This is a genomic window from Streptomyces hainanensis, assembly GCF_004348415.1.
GTDB lineage: Bacteria > Actinomycetota > Actinomycetes > Streptomycetales > Streptomycetaceae > Streptomyces > Streptomyces hainanensis.
On the sequence record NZ_SMKI01000620.1, the window covers coordinates 1 to 3,723 of the forward strand.

General features: G+C 72.4%; 3 protein-coding genes. 1 reads left to right on the top strand and 2 read right to left on the bottom strand.

Going from position 1 to position 3,723, the window contains the following annotated elements; genetic code table 11:
• On the top strand, positions 1 to 1,145 hold a 1,145-nt coding region (locus tag E1283_RS33620; protein ID WP_132821955.1), incomplete at its 5' end, for an aminotransferase-like domain-containing protein.
• A gap of 40 nt (positions 1,146 to 1,185) precedes the next feature.
• On the opposite strand, the gene E1283_RS33625 is transcribed toward E1283_RS33620, so the two are convergent.
• A complete protein-coding gene (locus E1283_RS33625; protein WP_243745286.1) occupies positions 1,186 to 1,704 on the bottom strand; it encodes a GNAT family N-acetyltransferase in 519 nt (172 codons plus the stop codon).
• Positions 1,705 to 1,836: 132 nt separating this feature from the next.
• Positions 1,837 to 3,279: a replicative DNA helicase gene (dnaB, locus tag E1283_RS33630; RefSeq protein ID WP_425086269.1), complete on the bottom strand. Its 1,443-nt coding sequence runs from the start codon at positions 3,277 to 3,279 to the stop codon at positions 1,837 to 1,839.
• Positions 3,280 to 3,723: the final 444 nt, after the last annotated feature.

Here is a 3,723-nt window from a genome sequence, read left to right on the forward strand (position 1 = left end):
CCGCCGACCCGTTCGCCCACCCACCGGACGAGGGCGTCTTCGACGCGCTGCGCGCCTCCACCGCCCGGATCGACCTCTCGCCCGGCACCCCCGACCTGGCCGCCTTCCCCCGCGCCGCCTGGCTGCGCGCCGAACGCGAACTCCTCCGCGACCTCCCGACCACCGGCCTCGGCTACGGCGACCCGCGCGGCACCCCGGCGCTGCGCACCGCCGTCGCCCACTGGCTGGCCCGCAACCGCGGCCTCCGCGTCGCCCCCGACGAGGTCCTCGTCACCTCGGGCACCGCCCAGAGCCTGACCCTCCTCGCCCAGGTGCTGCGCGCCGCCGGCCACACCACCGTCGCCGTCGAGGACCCCGGCTCGCTGGGCGCCCGCCAGCAGTTGGCCGCCGGTGGACTCGCCACCCCGCCCGTCCCCGTGGACACCGCGGGGGCGCGCGTCGACGCGCTGCGCGCCACCGGCGCCGACGCCGTCCTGCTCACCCCCGCCCACCAGTTCCCCACCGGTGTCGTCCTCGACGGCGCCCGCCGTCGCGAGCTACTGCGCTGGGCCACCGAGTGCGACGGCCTGATCATCGAGGACGACTACGACAGCGAACACCGCTACGACCGGCCCCCGGTCGCCGCGCTCCGCTCACTGCTCGCCGACCGCGTCGCCTACTGCGGCAGCGCCTCCAAGCTCCTCGCCCCCGCGCTGCGCATCGGCTGGCTGGTGCCACCGGCCGAACTCCGCGACGCGCTGATCGCCGCCAAGCGCCTCGCCGACCTCGGCAACGCGGTGCTGCCGCAGCTGGTGCTGGCCAGGCTGATGGAGTCGGGCGAGCTGGAACGCCAGCTGCGGCTGGCCCGCCATCGGCACCGCCGCCGCCGGGACGCCATGATCGCGGCCCTGCGCCGACACCTCCCGCACGCCACGGTGCACGGCGCCGCCGCCGGCCTCCACCTGATGGCCACGTTCGCCGACCCGGCGCTCGACGACGCCGCCCTGGCCGCCACCGCCCTCGCGCACGGCGTCAAGCTCCACCCGCTCAGCTGGCACCGCATCCTGCCCCGGCCGCCGGGGCTGATCATGGGCTACGCCGCCACCCCGCCGCCCGCTATCCACGAGGGCGTCGCTGTCGTGGCCGCGGCCCTCGCCCGGCGCTGAAGGAGGGGGTGGGGCGGCCCGTCCGCCCCACCCCCGAGGGTCACCGCCGGCGCCCGAGCCCGTAGCGGGCCAGGTCGCCCTCGGCGCTCAGCCGCACGAAGCCGACCTTCTCCAGCACGCGGACGGACGCCGGATTCGACAGCTCGACGCCGGCGACCACGGTGTGCACCCCGGGCAGCGCGAGGGCGAGCGCCGCCAGCGCCCGGGTGGCCTCGGTGGCGTAGCCGCGGCCGCGGCGGGAGGGCACGACGCCGTAGCCGAGCTCGACGGTGCCCTCGCGCGGCGGCAGGAAGAGACCGATCGAGCCGACCACCGGGCCGCCGTCGCGCTCGACGATCAGCCGGTGGCCGCGCGCCGCGAGCCAGTCGCGGTGCTGCTCCAGCAGGCCCGCGATGACGCGGTCCCCGTCGGCCGGGAAGTCCTCCGCCCAGCCCGCCGGCCGGTCACCCCCCAGCACGGCGGCCACGTCGGCGGCGGTCCAGCACCGGAGACGGAGGCGGTCGGTGATCAGGTCACCGTCGCGCGAGGAGGAGGAAGGGGAAGAGGAAGGGAAGGACACGTGTCACTCCAGGTCGTCGGTGCGACCCGGGCGGCGCTCCACTGGCGCGCGGCCCGGACCAGGGCATGCGGACGAGGGCCGACGACGGCCATATTCATCAACCTCCCTCTCCCGCTCTCCCCGACCCGCGGCTCAGAAGCCGCCCTCCATGTTGACGAAGCGCGAGTAGTGGCCCTGGAAGGCCACCGTGATGGTGGCCGTGGGCCCGTTTCGGTGCTTCGCCACGATCAGGTCGGCCTCACCGGCGCGCGGCGACTCCTTCTCGTACGCGTCCTCGCGGTGCAACAGGATGACCATATCGGCATCCTGTTCGATGGATCCCGACTCGCGCAGGTCGGAGACCATCGGTTTCTTGTCCGTGCGCTGCTCGGGCCCACGGTTCAGCTGGGAGAGCGCGATCACCGGCACCTCGAGCTCCTTGGCCAGCAGCTTCAGGTTCCGGGACATCTCGGAGACCTCCTGCTGCCGGCTCTCCGCGCGGCGGCTGCCGCCCGACTGCATCAGCTGCAGGTAGTCGATGACGACGAGCCGCAGGTCGTTCCGCTGTTTGAGCCGCCGGCACTTGGCCCGGATCTCCATCATCGACAGGTTCGGCGAGTCGTCGATGTACAGCGGCGCCTCGTTGACCTCGGCCATCTGCCGGGCCAGCCGGTTCCAGTCCTCGTCGGTCATGCTGCCGGACCGCATGTGGTGCAGCGCCACCCGCCCCTCGGCCGACAGCAGCCGCATCGCGATCTCGTTGCGCCCCATCTCCAGCGAGAAGATCACGCTGGGCAGCTTGTGCTTGATGGAGCACGCCCGCGCGAAGTCCAGGGCGAGAGTCGACTTTCCCATGGCCGGGCGGGCCGCGATGACGATCATCTGGCCGGGGTGCAGGCCGTTCGTCAGCGCGTCGAGGTCGGTGAAGCCGGTGGGGACGCCGGTCATCTCGCCGCTGCGGTTGCTGATGGCCTCGATCTCGTCGAGCGCGCCCTCCATGATGTCGCCGAGCGGCAGGTAGTCCTCGGCGGTGCGCTGCTCGGTGACCGCGTAGACCTCGGCCTGGGCCGAGTTGACGATGTCGTCGACGTCGCCGTCGGCCGCGTATCCCATCTGGGTGATGCGGGTGCCGGCCTGGACGAGGCGCCGCAGGACGGCGCGGTCGTGCACGATCTCGGCGTAGTACTGGGCGTTGGCCGCGGTGGGGACCGTGTGGACGAGGGAGTGCACATAGCCGGCGCCGCCGACCCTGGCCAGCTCGCCGCGCTTGGTGAGCTCGGCCGAGATGGTGATCGGGTCGGCCGGCTCGCCCTTGGCGTAGAGGTCGAGGATGGCGCTGTAGATGGTCTCGTGCGCCGGCTTGTAGAAGTCGCCGCCGCGCAGCACCTCGACCACGTCGGCGATGGCGTCCTTCGACAACAGCATGCCGCCGAGCACGGACTGTTCGGCCGTCAGGTCCTGCGGGGGAACCCGCTCGAAGGCGGCGCGCTCGTCGGCGCCCGGTCCCGACTCGGCGGCCGGCCGGCCGTCCTCGGCGCCGTTCCGGGGGCGGGACACCGGAGCCGGCCCGGCGGTCACTTCGATCCCGTCCCACATGGGTCCCGCGTGGTCCAACTCCGCCACCGGTCCCACCTCCTCCCCGGCCCGCCGCCGCGCGTCACTGCCCATTCCTACGCCACAGCTCTGACACTCGGCTCATCGCCCGGCGGGGGACCTACGGTAAGCCCAGTGGAGGGGAGGACCAACCAAGTTATCCACAGGCTATGTGGATTTCAGATCAGACCCTGTGGACAACGTCCCGAAAGCTGTGGACAACCCAGTGGGGGACGGTGGACGACGCTGTGAACAACTCGCCGAAGATCCACTTCTCCCCGCTCTGACGTGCGGTTTCCTCGTCCACCGGCTGTGTACGGGAAAAACTTCCGCCCACTCGCCGAGATCACGACAACAGGCGCAGACCATCACACCGCCGAACCGGGGAGGTAAGGACCCCATCTCACTTGTGTCCATTACCTGTGGATGTTTGGATCAGACCCATGC